Origin of the sequence: Paenibacillus sp. H1-7 (assembly GCF_022354825.1) — a bacterium.
Classification (GTDB): domain Bacteria; phylum Bacillota; class Bacilli; order Paenibacillales; family NBRC-103111; genus Paenibacillus_S.
The window spans coordinates 7,614,104-7,633,528 of the sequence record NZ_CP031168.1 but is presented as its reverse complement, the minus strand read 5'-3'; the positions used below and the strand labels follow the sequence as shown (position 1 = coordinate 7,633,528).

Here is a 19,425-nt window from a genome sequence, read left to right as displayed (position 1 = left end):
ACTACACGTCATGCCAAAAATGAAAACACATAGCAGCCTGAAAGGCCGCTTCAAGATTACTGGAACAGGCAAAGTAAAACGCTACAAAGCTTACAAAAACCACCTGTTGTCCGGCAAGTCCGCTCGTCAAAAGCGCGTATTGGCTACCAATCCGGTTATGGCTGCAGGCGACGTAAGACGTTTGAAGCAGCAACTGGCTAACATCAAAGGTTAATTCGTTTCGTTAATCATTCTACTTAAATTTTGGAGGTAATGGATCATGGCAAGAGTCAAAGGCGGGTTCGTAACTCGTCGTCGTCATAAAAAGATTTTGAAATTGGCAAAAGGTTATTTCGGTTCCAAACACCGCTTATTTAAAACAGCTAACGCGCAAGTGATGAAATCCTTGCTGTATGCATACCGTGACCGCCGTCAGAAAAAACGTGATTTCCGCAAATTGTGGATCACTCGTATCAACGCTGCGGCTCGCATGAATGGCTTGTCTTACAGCAAATTCATGCACGGCTTGAAGCTGTCCGGCATCGAAGTAAACCGCAAAATGCTGGCTGACCTGGCTGTAAACGACATCAGCGCATTCAACGATTTGGCTACTGCAGCTAAGCAAAAAGTGAATGCTTAAGTAACAGCTTCTAAATCGCTTGTCCTTTGGATGGAAACATCCGGGGCAGGCGATTTTTTTTGTTTTTTTTTGTAAAAAATACGAATCAAACCATTTTTTTAAAAAACAGTTTTGCGAGATGCCATCCGTAAAGGACGCCTTGCATTATATAAAAGACGGGCATTGTGGAATTGCGGCGTGCTTTGTTTTAAAACAGGCTATATTCTCGATATGCCGTGACTTGGTCCATTGTGCATGGGAGGTTGCGTTTGCTGCGGAACGGCGAAGAAAGATATCGGATGGATTTACGCTTGACTCTTCTTTCGATTAGGAATATAATACTTTAAAAGTACAACTGTTGAAAACGGCAATGATGAGGACGAAGTTATAAGGGCTCTTATGTTCAGAGAGCAGAGGATAAGCTGAAACCGATGCCTTAATCCCTTATGTACGAGCTCACCTCGGAGCTGTTTCCCTGAAAAGTAAGCTGGTTTGATCGGCCTAGCTAGTAGGGGGAATCGGAATAGCACACGTTACCGTGCTGAAGGTATGCTGGCAACATGATTGCTTCGTACCTGCTAAGGTTATTTGCTGTGAGGCAGATAACAAACTCTGGGTGGTACCACGGAAGATTAGAACCCCTTTCGTCCCTTCAGACGCTCTTTTTGCGGCGTTTGGGATGAGAGGGGTTTTTTGCTTGTTTATTTTTCGAGAGGAGGAAAAATCAATGATCGTTCAAACCACTCAAAAGTCAAAAGAACAATTGCGTAAAGAGCTGCTGCAGCCGGATGTCATCACGGGATCGGAAATGTTACTGCGTAGTTTGCTGCTGGAGGACGTGGATTGCGTCTTTGGGTACCCAGGGGGAGCGGTTTTATATATTTACGATGCGATGCACGGCAACCCGGATTTCAAACACCTCCTGACTCGACACGAGCAAGGAGCCATTCATGCGGCGGACGGCTATGCGCGTTCGACTGGCAAAGTCGGCGTATGTATCGCAACGTCCGGACCGGGAGCGACGAACCTCGTTACGGGCATTGCAACAGCTTATATGGACTCGGTGCCATTGGTAGTCATCACAGGGAATGTAGCGACATCGGTGATCGGAACGGACGCTTTCCAAGAGGCTGACATTACAGGCATCACGATGCCGATTACGAAGCACAGCTATCTGGTGCGCGATGTGAAGGATTTGCCGCGGATCATCAAAGAAGCGTTCCACATCGCATCGACAGGACGTAAAGGACCGGTATTGATCGACATTCCGAAGGATGTGTCCAACGACAAATCCGCATTCTACTATCCGGAAAGCGTGGAAATTCGCGGCTACAATCCGACGGTCCAGCCGAATAAGCTTCAAGTGGACCGTATGCTGGAAGCGATCGCCGAATCGGAGCGCCCTCTGATCCTTGCCGGCGGCGGGGTTGTGTATTCCAATGCTTCCAAGGAGCTGCTGGAATTCGTAGAAAAGACGCGGATTCCCGTAACGACGACTTTGCTCGGACTGGGCGGATTCCCAAGCGCGCACGAGCTGTGGCTCGGCATGCCGGGGATGCACGGGGCGTATGCGGCTAACAAGGCTTTGCAAAGCTGTGATTTGCTGATCAGCATCGGTGCTCGCTTCGACGACCGGGTAACGATGAAGGTGAACGGTTTTGCTCCAATGGCGAAGAAGATCGTTCATATCGATGTCGACCCTGCGGAAATCGGCAAAATCATCGAAGCGACGATCCCATGCGTCGGCGATGTCAAAGCGGTGCTGCAGATGGCGCTGCAAAAGGCAAAACCTGCGAATTCGGAAGAGTGGATCAAGGCTGTTCAAGAGAACAAGAAAAACCGTCCTCTGCGCTACAAGGATTCCGAGACGGAACTGAAGCCGCAGTACGTTATTGAAATGATTCATGAAACGACGAAGGGCGAAGCGATCGTATCGACGGACGTAGGCCAGCACCAGATGTGGGCGGCGCAATACTACAAGTTCAATCATCCTCGTTCCTTTATCACTTCCGGCGGACTTGGCACAATGGGCTTCGGATTCCCATCTGCCATCGGAGCGCAAATTGCGAATCCGGATCGTCTGGTCGTTTCGATCAATGGCGACGGCGGAATGCAGATGTGCTCTCAAGAGCTGGCGATCTGTGCCATTAACAAAATTCCGGTCAAAATTGTCGTTATCAACAACCAGGTGCTTGGAATGGTGCGTCAATGGCAGGAAATCATTTATGACAACCGCTACAGTCACATCGATTTGGCGGGAAGCCCTGATTTCGTGAAGCTGGCTGAAGCTTATGGTGTTAAAGGCTTGAGAGCGACCAACAAAGAGGAAGCACACCGCGCATGGCAGGAAGCTTTGGACACCCCAGGTCCGGTACTCGTCGAATTCGTAGTCCGCAAAGGTGAGAACGTGTATCCGATGGTTACACAAGGATCGACGATAGATGAAATGATAATGGGGGATTCGGAATGACTTACAAACATACCATTTCCGTATTAGTAAACAACCAACCAGGTGTCCTGCAGCGTGTATCCGGCTTGTTCGGACGCAGAGGCTTTAACATTGAGAGCATTACGGTAGGAGAGTCCGAGGAAGCGGGCTTGTCCCGCATGGTCATCGTAACGACCGGCGACGAGAAGACGCTGGAGCAGGTGTCGAAGCAGCTGTATAAGCTGATCGATGTAATCAAGGTCATAGACTTGAGCTCCAATCCTATGGTTGCACGCGAGCTGGCATTGATCAAAGTCAGTGCGGAGCCGAGCGCACGTCCGGAAATTTTGGGCGTGGTCGAAACGTTCCGCGCAGCGGTAGTCGATATCGGCCCATCCTCGCTCATCGTACAGGTAGTCGGCGATTCCGAGAAAATCGACGCCATGGTCGAGCTGCTGAAGCCGTACGGCATCCGCGAGCTGTCCAGAACCGGCGTAACCGCGATGATTCGCGGGTCCGTGAAATAAGTAACCTTTCATTAACCAACTTTTATCGGTTGTAACCAAACGATCAATTACGATACCATACTTTGTGAGTGGGTGATAGAGCCGATGACCTGAGAGCTCTTGCTGCTTGCAGGCAGCGGATGCGCTTGAACCCCCTCGATGGTTGTCCGCCGTATCGCCCACTCACAGGGTTTTAAATTAAAGGAGGAGCTATTATCCATGGCAGTTACTACGTATTATGAAAAAGATGCTGATCTAAGCGTACTCAAAGGTAAGACAATCGCAATCATCGGTTATGGCAGCCAAGGCCATGCTCAAGCGCAAAACCTGCGCGACAGCGGTTTGAAAGTTATCGTTGGTCTTCGCCAAGGTAAATCTTTCGAGCAAGCGAAAAACGACGGCTTCGAAGTATTCTCCGTTGCTGAAGCTACAAAATTGGCGGATGTAGTTCAAATCCTGATGCCGGACGAAACGCAAGCAAGCGTATACCATAACGAAATCGAACCGAACCTGAAGCAAGGCGCAACCATCATGTTCTCCCACGGCTTCAACGTTCATTTCGGACAAATCAATCCGTCTTCCGATAAAGACGTATTGCTGGTAGCTCCTAAATCCCCTGGTCACATGGTTCGCCGCGTATACGTAGAAGGCTTCGGCGTTCCTGGCTTGATCGCTATTCACCAAAACGCTACAGGCAAAGCTCAAGAAATCGGCTTGGCTTACGCTAAAGGTATCGGCTGCACACGTGCGGGCGTTATCGAAACAACATTCCGTGAAGAAACAGAAACCGACTTGTTCGGTGAGCAAGCAGTTCTTTGCGGCGGTGCTTCCGCATTGGTTAAAGCAGGCTTCGAAACTTTGGTTGAAGCTGGCTATGCGCCTGAAATGGCTTACTTCGAGTGCTTGCACGAGTTGAAATTGATCGTTGACCTGATGTATGAAGGCGGATTGGCTACAATGAGACATTCCATCTCCAACACCGCTGAGTACGGCGACTATGTAACAGGTCCTCGCATCATCACGGAAGAAACGAAGAAAGCTATGAAAGAAGTGCTTTCCGATATTCAACAAGGTAAATTCGCTCGCGACTTTATCTTGGAAAACCAATCCGGCCGTGCTTTCTTGACAGCTACCCGCCGTCTGGAATCCGAGCATCCGTTGGAGCAAGTAGGTTCCCAGCTGCGTGAAATGATGCACTGGATCAAGAAATAATAATTGCCTTCTTGAGGTAATATACAGGGTATGAATGAGGTCGGCTTGAAGTTGCAGGGAATGCTGGGGTGGAGTATCACCCGATGCTCCCGTCTTCGAGCCGTCCTTTTTTAATTCCAAACACCCCCAGGCGCTGCTTCAGGCGGATGCATGCGGGGTGTATTATGTTACCCGGCAATTGTCTCATCTGGGGAGATGCCCTATTCTTTGAAAAGCCCACTCTTAATTAGTCGAAGCCACATACCATACAACATATCCTTTAAGAAGGGAGGATGAGATGTATGGGATACGGATTAGGCGGTGTAGGTGGCAGCTGCGGAGTAGGCGGTCTTTTCACAAGCTCTGCTATCATTCTGGTTCTGTTTATTTTGTTGGTAATCATCACTAGAGGTTTTCTTTATTAGTAAATAAAGCTGCCAGGTCGAGAATCTCCTTCAAGACCGGCGCGGCTCATAAAACAAACAGAGCAGCCCCAACGGGCTGCTCTTTTCAATATAGCAAGCGCAGTAATTACAGCACTTTGCGAATGGCGCGGTCCAGCCGTGCGATGCCTTCGATCATCTGCTCGCTGTCGGTATGCGTGAAGTTCAGGCGCATCGTGTTGAACTGCGGCTCGCTTGCATAGAAGCTCGAGCCCGGCACGAAGGCGACGCCTTCCTCTACGGCCAGCTTTAATAGCTGCTCCGTTTGCACATGCTCCGGCATCTCAACCCAGACGAACATGCCGCCCTTCGGCTCGATCCAGTGGACGCCAGGCCAGTTTTGCTGCTCCAGAAGGCCGACCATTTGCCGCATCCGGCTCTCATATTCGCTGCGAACGAGATCGATATGGGCGTAAATGTCAAAATGAAGGAACAGCTGGTGCAGCGCCTGCTGGTCCATAGAGCTGGAGTGCAGGTCGGCCGCCTGCTTGGCGCGGGTCATATGGCGGATGATCTCCGGATCGCCGATAGCCCAGCCGGTACGCAGGGCGGGAGCGACAATTTTGGAGAACGTGCTCGTATAGACGACACCGTTGCCGTTGGCGCCGCCATCCAGCGAAAAGATCGAAGGAAGAGCTTCGCCCTGGCCAAATCGCAATTCGCCGTAAGGATCGTCCTCAAGGATAAGCACGCCGCTGCGCTTACAGAGCTCCAGCAGGCCTTTGCGGCGTTCCAAGCTCCAGGCTTTGCCCGAAGGGTTGGAGAACGTCGGAATCACGTAGGCGAGCTTCGGATTGTACTCCTTGATCTTGCTTTCCAGATCGGACAAGCTCATCCCGTCCGCATCACAGTCGACCGATACGATTCGCGCGTCGCGCGACTGGAAGATTTGCAGCGCGGCCAGATAGGTCGGGCGCTCGACGAGGATGACATCGCCCGGATCGATATAGACGCGGGTCAGCAGATCGATAGCTTGCTGAGAGCCGGTAGTGAGCAGCATGTCGTCGATGCCGACGTGAATGTTTTTGCGCTCCAGATGCTTGGCTATGCTGTGGCGCAGCGGCGTGAAGCCTTCGGTTAAGCCGTACTGGAGCACTTGCTTGCCTTCGTCGAAGACGCGGGCGAAGGCGTCCTTTACCGCATCGATAGGGAAATACTGCTCGTTGGGCAATCCGCCTGCCAAGGAGATGATGGATTGACCTTGCGTCAGCTTTAAAATTTCGCGGACGGCCGATGATTTGAAGCTGTTGATGGTGTTGGAGAATCGATAGTTCATAAACAGGCTCCTTTGGATTAAACGATTGAATGTTGTGCGATGTATTATCGATTATTTTAATCCTTTAAAAGGGAGAAAACAACAAAGGATTGCTTATAGTAAATACCTATGACGATGATAGCTTTTATATCTTTGTCATGCGGGGCTAAATATGGTACAAAGAATATAATACTAGAATTGTAGGAGTGAACTTAATGGCAGACGTTAAAAAAATCGCAGTCATCGCAGGCGACGGAATCGGACCCGAGGTTGTTGCCGAAGCTGAGAAAGTATTGAAAAAAACCGAAGAGGTGTTCGGATACCGTTTTGAAACCGAGCACGGCTTGTTCGGGGGCATTGCCATCGACGAGAAAGGAACTCCGCTTCCGCAAGAAACATTGGACATGTGTAAAAACTCCGATGCCGTATTGCTGGGCGCTGTAGGCGGACCGAAATGGGATAACAACTCGAAGGAGCTTCGTCCGGAAACAGGACTTTTGGGCATCCGCAAAGCATTGGGCTTGTTCTCCAACATTCGTCCGGCGGTTATTTTCGACTGCTTGAAGGACGCATCCACTTTGAAGCCGGAAGTTCTGGAAGGCACGGATCTGATCGTAGTCCGCGAGCTGACAGGCGGCATTTACTTCGGTGAGAAATTCCGCCGTGAAGGAGCCAACGGACAAGAAGCGGTCGATACTTGCGTTTACAACGTGCAGGAAGTGGAGCGCATCGTTCGCCAAGCTTTTGAAATTGCCCGCACCCGCAGCAAGAAGCTGGCTTCCGTCGACAAAGCGAACGTATTGGAAACATCCCGCTTGTGGAGAGAGACTGTAAACCGCATTGCTCCGGATTATCCGGATGTTGAGCTGGAGCACGTACTGGTCGACAACTGCGCAATGCAGCTTCTGCGCCGCCCATCCAGCTTCGACGTTATTGTAACGGAGAACATGTTCGGCGACATCCTTAGCGACGAAGCCGCAATGCTTACAGGCTCCATCGGCATGCTGTCCTCCGCATCTCTTGGCGAAGGCGCATTCGGCTTGTACGAGCCGGTACACGGCTCCGCTCCTGACATTGCTGGTCAAGGCGTAGCCAACCCGATCGCTACGATTTTGTCCGTTGCTCTGATGTTCCGCCTGACGTTCGGCTATCATGATGCGGCTGAAGCTATCGAGCGCGCAGTGAAAGAAGTGCTTGACGCAGGACACCGCACAGGCGATATCGCGGTAGATAAGAGCAAAGCTATCGGTACTACGGCGATGGGCGATCTGATCGTTAACGCTATTAGAAAGTAACCATATAAACAGGTTTATGAGGGCTCTTCTATCCGATGGGATAGTTAAGAGCCCTCATTGTTCATATAATGCCGTTTTTTACATATTTAATAGTAAAGATCGTTGCATATCAGAGCTTGCACTACATTATAATAATTTTAAAGTAATAATTATTTTAAATTTGATTTGGCTGATCCGGATAATACCTTTTCTACATGTAAAATATGAGGGCAATAGGAGGATTAGGGAGATGGCGGAACGTTTGGTAGGGAAGCAAGCGCCGGATTTCACATTGGAAACCGCACTTGGCAATGGCCAAGACTTCGGAAAAGTATCTTTGTCCGACTACAAAGGCAAATGGCTGGTACTGTTCTTCTATCCGCTGGATTTCACTTTTGTTTGCCCTACCGAAATTATCGCTTTAAGCGAAGCGTACTCCGATTTCCAGAAGCTGAATACCGAAGTGCTCGGCGTGTCTACCGACAGCGTCCATTCTCACCGTGCATGGATCAATACTCCTGTTGAGAGCAACGGCTTGGGTAAGCTGAACTTCCCGCTGGGCGCTGACCTGACCAAGAAAGCGGCACGCGATTATGGCGTATTGATCGAAGAAGAAGGGATCGCGCTTCGCGGCTTGTTCATCATCAGCCCGACAGGCGAATTGAAATACCAAGTGGTCAACCATAACGATGTAGGCCGCAGCGTAGATGAAACGTTCCGCGTACTGGAAGCTTTGCAATCCGGCGGCCTATGCCCGATGAACTGGAGAAAAGGCGATCAGCACGTGACTGCGAAATAAGCTCCCGTTCCCGTAAACGGATTTCAAAAAATCCCTTTAGTCTGCTATACTGCAGCTAGAGGGATTTTATTTGTGAGCAGGAGGAAGATCAGTGGAAGTTGTGAAGCACCTGAAATACAGCGAAAACCATGAGTGGGTCCGTGTAGAGGGCAATAAAGCGGTTATCGGCATGACCGACTTCGCACAGGAGGAGCTCGGCATGATCGTATTCGCGGAGCTGCCGGAAGTAGGAGACGAGCTGAAGGCGGGAGAGCCGTTCGGAAGCATGGAGTCGGTCAAAACCGTATCCGAAATGTACGCCCCGATTTCCGGCAAAGTGATCGATGTGAACCGGAAGCTGCAGGACAATCCGGGGGTCATTAATATGTCCCCATATGATAACGGCTGGATGATCGTGCTTGAGATTACCGATGCGGCGCAGCTGGACAAGCTGTGGGATGCGGACAAATATGAAGCAACGTACGGTCATGAATAAGCGGCCGTGAACACCTTTATAAGAGCAGCAATGAAAAGGACGGTACGCGAGTGCCGTTTTTTATTTTTTATGTTTACAACGTAACAGTGTTATGTTACGATGTTTTCAGACGCAAACGAAGCAGCTCATCGAGATAAATCTATGAAAAGCCTGCCGAATGCGGCACAGGATGTGGAGCTGGATGCGGTACATGGCTTGCTTAAGCAGGCAGGAGAAGCCCGATGCACAAGCTCCCGGAGTGCGCGGTGTCGCACTTTAGGACGATGGGCGGTCACGCGGCCCTTTTTGAACGAAACATTGTTATGTCAAAACGAACACTTACGAATCATTTATAGTATCTAACCGGCAATGGAAGGCGAAAATGGTCAATATGGAGGGACGAACATGGATAACGGAAATCATAGGGATCTGATCATAGCAGGAAGCGGTTCTTCGGGAGGAGGCAGCTTTCGCCACATCCGCATCGACGGCTTCGGGAAAATATTAAGCGATGTCGAATGTGAGGAATTTCAATCGAACGGCCGAAGCGAGGTGCGCGGGCATACCCGCGGGGAGAAGGTCGAAGTGAACGGTTCTTCCAAGCTGTACGGGAATCTAGATGCCGGAGTGCTCGAGGTCAAAGGCGATGCCAAAGTAGAAGGACATGTCACTTACCGTGAATTTAACGGCAAAGGGTCCATGGTGGTGAAAGGCAATATGACCGGAGATTCGTTCGAGCTGGAGGGGGGGCTCCAAGTGGATGGAGACTGCGCCGCGGAAACGTTCGTAGCCAACGGCGGATTCCAGGTCGGAGGACTATTGAACGCCGGCGTCATCGACATTACGATGTTTTGGGCGTGCAAGGCGCAGGAAATCGGCGGTGAGAAGATTATAGTGAGAAAAAGCGGCCTAGCGTCGCTGTGGAATCCGTTCCTCCCCAAGTTTGCCTCAAAGCACTTGAATGCGGAGACGATTGAAGGCGATGAAATTTATTTGGAGCATACGACGGCTCATACCGTTCGCGGCAATCGCGTAACCCTTGGCCCCGGATGCGAGGTGAGCCTGGTCGAATACAAGCAGCATTTCGAGGCTGACAAATCGGCCAAGGTTAAAGAATCCAGACAAATGTGAGCGACGGCATAACGATAAGCCCGGGACGAGTGGAACTTCGTCACCGGGCTTTTTCAACGTTTTTATTACAGGCCCTACTTGCTAGCCCGTCAGTTTCTTAAACTTCTCCATATATTTCACGACAGCCAATACGAAGGTAGCGTGCGACCACGTTAACGGGGCTACGGAAACCGGACTTCCGTCGAACGGATCCAGCTGCTCCGGCAGGATGCCGCTCTCCATGGCGTGCTTCACTACCCATTCGAGCGTCCGGCGCGGAGATGCCAAATCGGCTACGGTCTTCGCACACTCGATCTCCCATTCGGCGATCCATAACGTACAGATGATCCATGGGTTGCCGGGGATATTCTCGATATCCGAGGAGCGCTGGAAATAATAGTCATGGTAATAGCGCGCCACGCCGCCAACATCCGTTTTAATGGTTAGACGGGCGCGATTGGCTTCCATCGTACGCACTACATGCTCGTCGTCTGCAGGCAGTACGCCGAACTCGAAGATGCCGTACACGCTGCTCTCGTACGTCCGGTCTTTGACCCATTCGCCGTTCTCCAGGTAGAGTCCGCGGACAAACCGTTGTTCCTCATCATCCCATAAATGCTTCATGATGCCGGACTTAATTCTTTCGGCCGTATGACGGTAGCGGCTGCTGCGCTCCTCGTCGCCGAACAGGTTGCAGAAGTTGGCAGCCGCAACAAGACCGCCGTATACCGCAGAGGCCGTGAACGTATAGATGCCGTATCGTTCTTCCCATAAGTCATAGCTTGGCTTCGGCAAATTCAAATCTTGATCTATGTAGCTGGACATGAAGCGGGCCGCTCTGCGGATTAACGTCCTGTACAGCGACTGAGGCAGCTCGATGACGCCATGCTTCAGGAAATCCTGCCATAAGGCGAACAGCACCAGGGCCGTTTCGTCCTCCTGGATCGGCAGCTGCGTTTTGCCGGCAAGGATGTAGGGATGCCAGCTGGAGCCCACAGTACCGTCCGGGTTGTACTTATGATGCAGGTAGCCTTCGGGTGACAGCACATTCGCACAGAAATGGAAGAACGGCGTAATCATGCCCTGGTAGCCGGCCATCGACATGGCGTAGGCGATCAAGGCGCCGTCCCGCGGCCACATATAGCTGTAATGGTCACGGTTGCTCTGCATGATGTCGGAGTCGTTCGCGGCGATAATCGCGCCGTTGACGTCGGTCTGCGTCCTGACAATCAGCAGGCTTTGCTTATATAGTCGGATGACTTCGGGGCTCAAGTCCCCGTAATCCCGCTCAGACTTGTTAACCCAGCGCTGCCAGTATACTTTGATCCGCTCGAGCAGCTTGCCCGGGTGGCTTTCTTTTACATAGGCGTCGAGCTTCTTGACTTCCTCGAGATTTTTGCCTGCGGACATCCAATAATACATCGTCTCGTCGGCATTGGGCGGCACATGCAGCCGGAAGCTGATCGTGCTGTCGACGGAGCCTTGCGCTATCGCATTGCCCATCAAATGCCCGTCCTCGGCGTCCCGCCATGTCCCTTCAGCATTATAGAACCGTTTGACGCCGGTCGTATATTGATAAATGCCCTCCGGCCCCGTGCTGCCGCTAAACATGAAGTACCGGTCTTTTTTATAATGAAACACCGTATTGTTCAAAGGATAATAAGCGGCGGTATCGCCGACTTCGGTCTCATTAATCACCAGATCCTGATTGAAAAAGATGCGGACTTCCCGTACGGTATCCCAGTGGTTATGGATTTGCACCCGTTTGATATAAATGTCCTCGCGCTGATGAACACCATCGTTAATCAATAACGAGATACCCAAGTAAGAATGAACGGCGGTTACTTCCGTAATCAAGGAATCCTCAGCATATGACAGGTGAAAATTCCATTCCTGGTCGTTCAACCACGAAAAAGTGCCATCCACCCATAATCCCACTCTGCACTGATAGCCGCCGACGTGGTTTAATTGCCCTACATAGGGATAATATAAATCTCTCATGTAAGTATGACGGTCTAAGTTGATCAGAAATTTCCCGTTTCCGATGACTAAATGTCTTGGCAATTCACCCACATCCTTTCTATATCTGGAGTGTACTTCTTCAATTAGAGTACCTTTTTCTGCCAAGGCGGTCAATCCCGTTCCACCTCATGAAAACGGATACCCCGTGCTAAAAATGAAAATATTTTCAACAATAATGGCTTCTCTATCACTCTACTATTTCCGAAATTGCGAGAACTATACTTGGATTTAAGAAAATAGGCAAAAATAAATCTCCACCCGAAAGCGGAGATGCGGGGAGCCCCGAGAGCAGGAACGGATGTCATTCGGCCCGGGAGGGGGATAAGGATGAGTCCGAATTAACGTCAAAGCGGACGGTTAGTCATCAAGTATGCTGCGCGGCCGTCTGCGGGACTTGGGTCAGCCGAACGATGAGATCGTAAGGATTATCCGATTGCAGCAGCCGTTGCACTTGATCGTGGCCGATCCCATTGCACACTTGCGTCTTTCCCGTATGATATTGGATGTGCATTTGCGATGACTGGTCATCATATTGCACGAAAGAAATTTGTTTGGATCCGATTGGAATGCTGTACTTCAATACGCTCTCTCCCTTCGGAAATAAGAATGGAAATCAGTCAGCTCGCCATAAAAAGGCGGCAGCGGAAAGGTCGAATTAATTCAGCTTATGCCTATGAAACGCCGTTTAGAATAGGCTAACGATAATCATTAGCACCTGCTTGTCCGGCAGGCGAGCTGAATTACTAGACATGCTTGAAGGGACTCGTCCAGAATCCGTTCAATCTGTATAAATCGGGTCGAAGGGGCGAAGCTCCTGCTCCAAAGAATGATTACCCAACCGGATGCCTTGTTGAAACAGGCTTTTGGCGAATGAGGATCATAAATGTTCAGTTATGAAAAGGCAAAAGGGTTTCATACAATGGATTATTGGGTAGTATGCCCTGATACCGGCAAATGGCAAATTGGTAATAATCCGCAATCGCTTGTTCATAAAAGCTACCTGCTGGTATAATAGACGGTAAAGTCGTTTAGGCATGGCGGCCATTCGATTTCATTTATTGTAGTGATACGACTATTCATAGGGAAGTTTTGATTCTTACGAAGCAAGTTTTCCCTTCAGGAAAACTCTTAGGAGGCATAAACATGAGCTTTTGCTGTGGCGCCAGTATGATAGGAACCAAAGGAACGCTTAAACATATAAGAACGCAAATTCATAACGTACCTCTGTTGTTTTGCCCGGTTTGCCACCGTGTCGAAGTACACCATTTGGTAGAGAGCGAATACGATATACTTGCCGAATACGCACATGGCGACGGAGCGCCGGAAGTGGATTTTCAAGATTACGTAGAAAACCGCAGCCAAGCGGAATTATATGAGAACTGCGTGAATAACGAGAACGAAGACCCGCTAGAGGTTGTGCGCAGTCAAATCGATATGTCGTTGGACCTCCTGATGGTGGCCAAGGCATGGGGCGATGTCGAGTGGGAGGAGCAGCTGAAGCGTCGGCTGAATATCCTTAGCCAGCGCAAAAACAAGCTCAAGAACAAAAAGTCTATGCGCGGCTTAACTTAATCGAACATGACAACGTCTCTATTCTTTAGAGACGTTTTTTTATTGTCCGAGGGTCTATAAAATAGACTTTTTTCGACAAAGAAGGCTTCCCTCTAATTACCTGTGATATAATGTGTGGGGAGGCAACAGCCGACCCCCGTAAATACTGATGATAATAGCGAAAAAATATAGTGTGAGGTGGAACGATTGCTGCTCGTTTTATTTAAGAGATTTCTCGGAAAACGCCAGTCTCACCACCCTGAAACATCGGATTCGCAATCGCCTGAGCAACTTGTGATTCGTATTCAAGAGGGTGACTTGCGCCTGCGCAATCAGTTCATTACGGACTATCAGCCGTATGTCGCAAAGGTGACAAGCCGTTTTTGCAAAAGATATGTTGACCCGGCAAGAGATGATGAATTCAGCATTGCTCTGGGTGCATTCAACGAAGCCGTTAACCAGTTCTCTCCCCAGGCGGGTCGGTCTTTTCTCGGTTTTGCCGAGCAGGTCATCCGGCGCCGTTTAATTGACTATGTCCGTAAGGAGCAGCGCTTCTCGCAGCAAATCCCTTACAGCATGTTTGAGGTGGAGGACGAGGAGGATAACGTCGTGAACCCGGTGGAAATTCACCAGGCGATCGAGCAGTACGAAAAGCAAAAAGGAATGGAGGAGCGCCGCAGCGAAATATTGGATTTAAACCGATGCCTGGCTGATTTTGGCATTCAATTTGCGGATTTGGTAGATGCGTCCCCAAAGCATGACGACTCCAGGCAAGCGCTATTCGGTATTGGCAAGCAGCTTTCGGAAGATCCGGATTTAATGAGAACGATGCTGTCGAAGCGAATGCTGCCTATCAAGGAACTTTTGGACATGGTGGAGGTGTCCCGGAAGACATTGGAACGTAACCGCAAATTCATCATTGCTGTGGCATTAATTTATAACGGGCCTTATCCATATCTCCGTGATTACTTACATATTAAAGATGATGCAGTCGAAGGGGGGATAGTCAATGAATAAAGGCATCGTCATGGAGATGACGGATAGAAGCATTATTGTAATGCGCCAGGATGGCAAGTTTGACAAGATTTCCCGGAAAAATCGCTCTTGCGAAATCGGTGAGGAAATCATTTACGCCCAGAGCGGTGTAAACTGGCGCAGTCCGTCCGTAGCCGGCCGATCCGCATTTGTCGCGGCGGTCGTGTTCTGCCTAGTCTTGTTTGCCAGCTTCGCCGGCAGACTGGGCAGCTCCGAAGTCGTTGCCTATGTATCGCTGGACATCAATCCTTCCGTTGAGATGGGAATCGATGAAAAGGAGCAAGTGCTTGAGCTTCGAGGACTAAATGATGATGGATCGGCATTAATACAAGAGGTAAACTACAAGGGGAAAACATTGGAGAATGTGACAGCGTCGCTACTGGATAAGGCGGAACAGAAGTCGCTGGCCAAAGGTGAAGCGAGCATTGTCATTGCAAGCTCCGTAGTAACAGAGAAGAGCAGCGTGAACGATGCGCAAATCGCCGAGAAGCTGCGGCAGCAAGTAACCGACCATATTAAGCTGACACATCCCGAACAAGTAAGCTCGTATCAGGTCGAAGCTTTCGCTGCGCCTCAGGAGGTGCGTGAGGAAGCGAGCAAAAGCGGCGTATCCATGGGGAAATACACGGTCTATCTGAATGCGAAGAGCAACGGGATCGATGTGAAAATCGACGACCTGAAAAAGGAGTCGATCCACCAGATCGTCAAAAACAATCCGGAAAACAAGACCGCGGTCGTACAGCCCGACAAGACGCCTACAAAGTCGGATATCCGGAAATGGATCGAGGAAGAGCGGTCCGGCGAATTGGATAAGAAGCTCCAGGAGAAGAAAAAGGAGCAGGATACCAAATCGGCCAGCAGCAGCAAGAACGATGCGAAAAAGCCGGGAACGAACGGCTCGTCAACCACGTCAAGCGTCAGCAACAATGGCAATAACAACAATAACAGCAATAACAGCAATAACAACAGAAATAACACCGGTACGAACAGCAGAGATAACGATAAGAACAATAGAAACGATAAAGACGATGATGACAAGGACAGCGACCGCAAGGACGACAAGAAGCCGTCATCTTCCAGCAGTACGAACAGGCCCGGCACATCCGTTCCGGTTGTAAGGCCTGGAGCAAGTACGCCTCCTTCGAAGCCGGGAACCCCAACTCCCGGCACTTCCCGTCCGGGCAGCGACAACAAGAACGATCGCGGTGACGACCGGAATAAAGAGGACGACAAGCGGGACGACAGCAAGAATAACGACACCAAAAAAAATGACGTCCCACCGAAGGTCACTCCAACCCCGCCTCCGAAAAAGGATGACGCCAAAAAGGAGGATGACCGCAAGCGAGCCGAAGAGGAGCGCTTGCGGGAAGAAGCCAAGCGAGTAGAAGAACAGAAGAATCTGGCCGAGAAGAAGAAAGAGGAAGAGCGCAAGAAGGAACAAGAGAAGAAAGCCGAGGACAACAAGAAAGAGGACTCGAAGGACGATAACGGCAAGAAATCGTCCGATAACCAAAGAGACAGTAACGATAGAAACGATAACGACAACAATGACAGACGTCGTTAATACGAGAACACGGTTGCCATACGGCTTCCGTGTTTTTCTCATAGCTTCGAGCGGATTTCCCGTAATATATTTATTGGAAAATGAATCCATTATTTACAAAGAGGCGTAACCGTGCGTTTTTCTTGTGAATTTTTAAAACGCTGTCATGACGGGGCCGCGGGGTTATGATAAAATAGGTACTTGAAATAAGTTCTTTCCAGCTTCGATCAGAGGCTTTTTGATAATTATAAACTTTCATGGGACGAGGGGAGAAATAACAATGAGGTACAGCCAATTTGGGCAAACCGGCCATCGGGTGTCCGCCTTAGGATTTGGAGCAATGAATTTGCCAGGAGTGCCGCTGCAGCAGGCGGGAGATGCCTTGAATTACGCGCTGGACCACGGGATTAACTACATTGATACCGCCGCCGGCTACCGCAACAGCGAGGAAATTATCGGCGAGACGATATCTCATCGGCGTTCGGAGTTTTTTCTGGCTACGAAGACGGGGAAGCGGGACTATGCTTCGGCTAAGGAAGAGATAGAACGCAGTCTGGCCAGGATGAAAACCGATGTCATCGACCTGCTGCAAATACACTATGTCAACTATGTAAGCGAATATAAGCTGGCAATGGAAGAGAACGGATCGTACCGCGCGGCGCTGGAAATGAAAGAAGCGGGCAAGGTGCGATTTATAGGGATTACGGGACATCGTCCGGAGCTGCTGGCTAAATGGGTCAGCAAGGGCGATTTCGATCAAGTCTTGTTCCACTTGAACCTGGCGCAGCCGTTCGCTCTGGACGAGCTGATTCCGATGGCTACGAAAATGGGGATGGGTAAGGTAGCTATGAAGCCTTTGTCCGGAGGATTCATCCAGCCGGTTGAGAAGGCGATCCGCTATCCATACAGCCAGGATGTAAATGTCATCATTTCGGGCATGGTGAGCGTCGACGAGGTGAAGCAGAACCTTGCAGCCATGGAGCTTGAGGTAGAGGCGGAGGAACGCAAGGAGCTGGAAGCGATGGCTCTGGAGCTCGGAGCCCACAACTGCCGCAGATGCAATTACTGCTCCTGTCCGATCGGAGTTACGATCCCGGACATCATGATATCGAGCCAAGTACGCAAAAGCTTGGGACTGCTGCCGAAAGGCGACGGCTTCTATCAGCGGATGAAAGAGCCTATTATGTCGTGTGCCGACTATGAGCCCTGTAGAGAGAAGCCGCTTTGTGAGGAGAAATGCCCGTATCACTTGCCTATGCAGAAAGTGGTACAAGAAGCGGCGTCCTATTTTGCATAAGCTTGATGACGGATATCTCGGACATTCTCTCTAGCTAAATTACTGTATTGCTGCAATACAGTAACGCGGGATATCATCATGGTGCCGTCTTACATGGGAGTCGTATAAAATAAAATGCTGCCTCGCGCATGAAGCGCGGGCAGCAGGAAAGGCAAAGGATGATGCCGAAATTATGCGGAGATGCTCTTACTCTTGTTTTGGGAAGCGGTTGCCGACGATGACATCATCGTAAGCGCTGTTTCCTCAAGGTCTTTCATTGGAATGACAAGACGGTTCACTTCGTCCGTTGTGAAGGACATATTAGCGGTTCTCGACGCCAGCTGTGTCAGATTAATACCGATCCAGCCGGTCTTGCGGTGATGCGCCGACAAGTCAAACGCGAGGACGGGGATCGTCGCTGCATTCTGCTGCGCGGCTCCTCCATGCTGCGGTTCGGAAGCAATGTCTTTCAGATGGAAGTACGCCATGCCTGTTTTCCAGCGCAGAAAGCCGGGTTGAAACGCAATGACCAGAATCGCTTCTTCTCCGTCGCCTTGTTTATATATCGAGACGTTACGGTTGCGGCCGCGAATATATTGATATCTTTTGGCATCGGGCAAAAATAAAACAATCAGTATGGGCACTGCACTAGCCGCGTAAATCAGCATTTCTTCCTGCAGCAGGGCCGATAGTCCCAGTAATACGGCAAAAAGGATGATGGAAGTTACAAACATCCATATGTTTTTTTTCGACAAGTTAGCCATCCCCCAGATGGAAAGAAAAATGATGAAGCGAACACATTTTGCAATATTCCTATTCTACCATAAGGGCGATGTCAAATTAAAGCGCTTTGCTAGTCGCCGGTATGTCAAATTTTTGTAGAGACATCGGCCGGAACCGAATATTTACTACAGCCGAGGAGGTTCATCCGCTTGAAGAGACGTATAGGCATCATCGGGCTCGGCGATATAGCGCAAAAAGTATACTTGCCGCTGCTGTCCGCCGACAGCCGTGTGGATATAGTAGGGCTTTGCAGCCGGAGGCTGTCTACCGTGGAGGCGGTGGCGGACCAGTACCGGATCAAAGGAAGATACGATACATTGACAGCATTACTGGCGGAAGAGCCCGACGCGGTGTTCGTTCATAGCCCTACGGAAACTCACTATGAGATTGTCATGGACTGCTTGCGTCATGGTGTTCCCGTTTATGTGGACAAGCCGTTATCGTACGACTACAGGGAGTCCGAGGCTATGGCGCAGCTCGCGCTGGAGCGGGGACTGCTGCTTGCGGTAGGCTTCAACCGCCGTTTTGCGCCGCTGTATCAGCAGGCCAAACGATGGGTCGAGGAGGCAGGGGGCTTCGACCTGTGCACGGTCGTCAAGCACCGGACCAAGCTGCAGCTGCATAGCGCCAAGCATACGCTGTACGACGACCTGATCCATATGCTCGATCTGCTGCTGTGGCTGGGCGGCACTTCGTATAAGGATTTGCATTACGTTGAGCAGGCCGACGAGGAAGGCAGGCTGATTTTGGGCTCCGGGAGCCTCGTGTTTGACGGAGCTGGAGCGGGAGCCGAAGGCGGGGCAGTGGAGATTGCTCGAACGGGGCAATTCAGCATGTCGCGGCGTGCAGGAGCGGACTTGGAGAAGCTCGAGCTGCATGGAGCCGGGCGTTCGGCCGAGGTGGTCAATATGGAATCGGCCGTATGGATGGAGAAAGAGGCTCAGCCGAGGGCAGGCGGATTCGGCAGCTGGGATACGATTCTTCATCGGCGCGGCTTTGCCGGCGTGATCGCTCATTTTCTCGATAGCTTGAGCGAGCCTTTGTCTTGCACGATAAAAGCGGATCTGACGCTTCCTTCTCATAAGCTGGTAGAAAGGTTAAACTTACATACGCAATGACCGCATTTCGAATACCGATTACTGGTAACTGTTGGATAA

Annotated in this window: 18 protein-coding genes; 14 read left to right on the top strand and 4 right to left on the bottom strand. The window is 50.4% G+C overall.

All coding sequences use genetic code 11. The features are described from left to right. Positions 1 to 10: 10 nt before the first annotated feature. From rpmI to ilvC, 5 genes are all read left to right on the top strand, one after another. The gene (gene rpmI, locus DVH26_RS33615; RefSeq protein WP_079913557.1) at positions 11 to 214 is read left to right on the top strand and encodes a 50S ribosomal protein L35; all 204 of its coding nucleotides are present in this window, start codon (positions 11 to 13) and stop codon (positions 212 to 214) included. A 45-nt stretch (positions 215 to 259) separates the two neighbouring features. After that, complete coding sequence (gene rplT, locus DVH26_RS33610; protein WP_239629972.1) at positions 260 to 619, top strand: 50S ribosomal protein L20; 360 nt, start codon at positions 260 to 262, stop codon at positions 617 to 619. Between the two features lie 706 nt (positions 620 to 1,325). After that, positions 1,326 to 3,068: a biosynthetic-type acetolactate synthase large subunit gene (gene ilvB, locus DVH26_RS33605; RefSeq protein ID WP_239629971.1), complete on the top strand. Its 1,743-nt coding sequence runs from the start codon at positions 1,326 to 1,328 to the stop codon at positions 3,066 to 3,068. Further along, on the top strand, positions 3,065 to 3,553 hold the full coding sequence (ilvN, locus tag DVH26_RS33600) for an acetolactate synthase small subunit (RefSeq protein WP_239629970.1): 489 nt from the start codon (positions 3,065 to 3,067) through the stop codon (positions 3,551 to 3,553). The genes ilvB and ilvN overlap by 4 nt, the downstream gene beginning before the upstream one ends. Positions 3,554 to 3,751: 198 nt before the next feature. Then, the gene (ilvC, locus tag DVH26_RS33595; protein ID WP_239629969.1) at positions 3,752 to 4,744 is read left to right on the top strand and encodes a ketol-acid reductoisomerase; all 993 of its coding nucleotides are present in this window, start codon (positions 3,752 to 3,754) and stop codon (positions 4,742 to 4,744) included. A 510-nt stretch (positions 4,745 to 5,254) separates the two neighbouring features. Here the strand turns inward: ilvC and DVH26_RS33585 are convergent. Beyond that, on the bottom strand, positions 5,255 to 6,442 hold the full coding sequence (locus tag DVH26_RS33585; protein ID WP_239629967.1) for an aminotransferase-like domain-containing protein: 1,188 nt from the start codon (positions 6,440 to 6,442) through the stop codon (positions 5,255 to 5,257). 194 nt (positions 6,443 to 6,636) lie between these two features. On the opposite strand from DVH26_RS33585, the gene leuB reads away from it, so the two are divergent. The 4 genes from leuB to DVH26_RS33565 all read left to right on the top strand — a co-directional run bounded on the left by leuB (position 6,637) and on the right by DVH26_RS33565 (position 10,079). Then, positions 6,637 to 7,716 (top strand): 3-isopropylmalate dehydrogenase, encoded by a 1,080-nt coding sequence (gene leuB / locus DVH26_RS33580; RefSeq protein ID WP_239629966.1) that lies wholly within the window; start codon positions 6,637 to 6,639, stop codon positions 7,714 to 7,716. A gap of 229 nt (positions 7,717 to 7,945) precedes the next feature. Next, on the top strand, positions 7,946 to 8,494 hold the full coding sequence (locus tag DVH26_RS33575; protein WP_239629965.1) for a peroxiredoxin: 549 nt from the start codon (positions 7,946 to 7,948) through the stop codon (positions 8,492 to 8,494). Between the two features lie 91 nt (positions 8,495 to 8,585). After that, positions 8,586 to 8,969 carry a glycine cleavage system protein GcvH gene (gene gcvH / locus DVH26_RS33570; RefSeq protein WP_239629964.1) on the top strand — a complete coding sequence of 128 codons (384 nt, stop codon included), beginning with the start codon at positions 8,586 to 8,588 and terminating at the stop codon, positions 8,967 to 8,969. A gap of 384 nt (positions 8,970 to 9,353) precedes the next feature. After that, a complete protein-coding gene (locus DVH26_RS33565) occupies positions 9,354 to 10,079 on the top strand; it encodes a bactofilin family protein (protein WP_239629963.1) in 726 nt (241 codons plus the stop codon). A gap of 81 nt (positions 10,080 to 10,160) precedes the next feature. Here DVH26_RS33565 and DVH26_RS33560 read toward each other — a convergent pair whose 3' ends face one another. Continuing rightward, a complete protein-coding gene (locus tag DVH26_RS33560) occupies positions 10,161 to 12,122 on the bottom strand; it encodes a glycoside hydrolase family 15 protein (RefSeq protein WP_239629962.1) in 1,962 nt (653 codons plus the stop codon). A 322-nt stretch (positions 12,123 to 12,444) separates the two neighbouring features. After that, positions 12,445 to 12,660, bottom strand: coding sequence for a hypothetical protein (locus DVH26_RS33555; RefSeq protein WP_239629961.1), 216 nt, complete (start codon positions 12,658 to 12,660; stop codon positions 12,445 to 12,447). A 563-nt stretch (positions 12,661 to 13,223) separates the two neighbouring features. Here DVH26_RS33555 and DVH26_RS33550 point away from each other — a divergent pair. From DVH26_RS33550 to DVH26_RS33535, 4 genes are all read left to right on the top strand, one after another. Continuing rightward, entirely contained in the window at positions 13,224 to 13,652 is a 429-nt protein-coding gene (locus DVH26_RS33550; protein ID WP_239629960.1) for a hypothetical protein, read from the top strand. Between the two features lie 186 nt (positions 13,653 to 13,838). Then, a complete protein-coding gene (sigI, locus tag DVH26_RS33545; RefSeq protein ID WP_239629959.1) occupies positions 13,839 to 14,648 on the top strand; it encodes an RNA polymerase sigma factor SigI in 810 nt (269 codons plus the stop codon). Next, entirely contained in the window at positions 14,641 to 16,230 is a 1,590-nt protein-coding gene (locus DVH26_RS33540; protein ID WP_239629958.1) for an anti-sigma-I factor RsgI family protein, read from the top strand. Before sigI ends, DVH26_RS33540 begins: the two co-directional genes overlap by 8 nt. Positions 16,231 to 16,549: 319 nt before the next feature. After that, positions 16,550 to 17,506 (top strand): aldo/keto reductase, encoded by a 957-nt coding sequence (locus DVH26_RS33535; RefSeq protein WP_239629957.1) that lies wholly within the window; start codon positions 16,550 to 16,552, stop codon positions 17,504 to 17,506. Positions 17,507 to 17,676: 170 nt separating this feature from the next. Here DVH26_RS33535 and DVH26_RS33530 read toward each other — a convergent pair whose 3' ends face one another. Next, positions 17,677 to 18,240, bottom strand: a complete 564-nt coding sequence (locus DVH26_RS33530; protein ID WP_239629956.1) for a hypothetical protein — start codon at positions 18,238 to 18,240, stop codon at positions 17,677 to 17,679. Between the two features lie 177 nt (positions 18,241 to 18,417). Between DVH26_RS33530 and DVH26_RS33525 the strand changes: the two genes are divergently transcribed. Beyond that, complete coding sequence (locus DVH26_RS33525) at positions 18,418 to 19,386, top strand: Gfo/Idh/MocA family protein (protein ID WP_239629955.1); 969 nt, start codon at positions 18,418 to 18,420, stop codon at positions 19,384 to 19,386. Positions 19,387 to 19,425 lie beyond the last annotated feature (39 nt).

What these genes read in the sequence shown, in the direction of transcription:
- rpmI (WP_079913557.1), top strand. Translation starts at nt 11, where the DNA reads ATGCCAAAAATGAAAACACATAGCAGCCTGAAAGGCCGCTTCAAGATT.
- DVH26_RS33535 (WP_239629957.1), top strand. Translation starts at nt 16,550, where the DNA reads ATGAATTTGCCAGGAGTGCCGCTGCAGCAGGCGGGAGATGCCTTGAAT.
- DVH26_RS33550 (WP_239629960.1), top strand. Translation starts at nt 13,224, where the DNA reads ATGAGCTTTTGCTGTGGCGCCAGTATGATAGGAACCAAAGGAACGCTT.
- DVH26_RS33585 (WP_239629967.1), bottom strand. Translation starts at nt 6,442, where the DNA reads ATGAACTATCGATTCTCCAACACCATCAACAGCTTCAAATCATCGGCC.
- DVH26_RS33540 (WP_239629958.1), top strand. Translation starts at nt 14,641, where the DNA reads ATGAATAAAGGCATCGTCATGGAGATGACGGATAGAAGCATTATTGTA.
- ilvB (WP_239629971.1), top strand. Translation starts at nt 1,326, where the DNA reads ATGATCGTTCAAACCACTCAAAAGTCAAAAGAACAATTGCGTAAAGAG.
- DVH26_RS33565 (WP_239629963.1), top strand. Translation starts at nt 9,354, where the DNA reads ATGGATAACGGAAATCATAGGGATCTGATCATAGCAGGAAGCGGTTCT.
- ilvC (WP_239629969.1), top strand. Translation starts at nt 3,752, where the DNA reads ATGGCAGTTACTACGTATTATGAAAAAGATGCTGATCTAAGCGTACTC.
- leuB (WP_239629966.1), top strand. Translation starts at nt 6,637, where the DNA reads ATGGCAGACGTTAAAAAAATCGCAGTCATCGCAGGCGACGGAATCGGA.
- DVH26_RS33575 (WP_239629965.1), top strand. Translation starts at nt 7,946, where the DNA reads ATGGCGGAACGTTTGGTAGGGAAGCAAGCGCCGGATTTCACATTGGAA.
- rplT (WP_239629972.1), top strand. Translation starts at nt 260, where the DNA reads ATGGCAAGAGTCAAAGGCGGGTTCGTAACTCGTCGTCGTCATAAAAAG.
- ilvN (WP_239629970.1), top strand. Translation starts at nt 3,065, where the DNA reads ATGACTTACAAACATACCATTTCCGTATTAGTAAACAACCAACCAGGT.